1 protein-coding gene is annotated in these 475 nt (G+C 68.2%); it reads left to right on the forward strand.

The genetic code is table 11. From position 1 onward, the window contains the following. Positions 1-224, forward strand: a 224-nt coding sequence (locus tag I6F21_RS37675) for a cation:proton antiporter (RefSeq protein ID WP_225184377.1), incomplete at its 5' end; no start/stop codon positions are given. Between the last annotated feature and the right edge of the window lie 251 nt (positions 225-475).

Below are 475 nucleotides of genomic sequence, written 5' to 3' on the forward strand. Positions count from 1 at the left end.
ACATCGTGCTGTGCGTGGTGGTGATCGCGTTGGCCACGACGGGCAAGCTGCTGGGCACCTTCAGTGCCGCGCGCAGTGCCGGCATGCCCACGCGCGAAGCGTGGCGGCTGGGCGCGCTGATGAACACCCGCGGCCTGATGGAGCTGATCGTGCTCAACCTGGGGTATGAGCTGGGCCTGCTCGGTGACCGCCTGTTCGCGGTGCTGGTGTCATGGCGCTGGTGACCACGGCGATGACCGGGCCGCTGCTGAACCTGATCGAACGGCGCAGGGCCTGAACGTTGAACGGTAGTGCCGGCCGCTGGCCGGCAACCTGATGATGCTGGACACACCTGCATGGATGCCGGCCAGCGGCCGGCACTACCGCGCTGGCACCAGTGTCATCACGTGCTGCGTCTTGCCCGGCAGGAACGGTGTCGGGCGCCCATGCACCCAGTCCTCGTGGCCGGCACCCCAGTACGGTGACAGCGGATGGC

Origin of the sequence: Bradyrhizobium sp. NBAIM03, from assembly GCF_020194055.1 — a bacterium.
In the GTDB taxonomy this organism is placed as follows: Bacteria; Pseudomonadota; Alphaproteobacteria; order Rhizobiales; family Xanthobacteraceae; genus Bradyrhizobium; species Bradyrhizobium yuanmingense.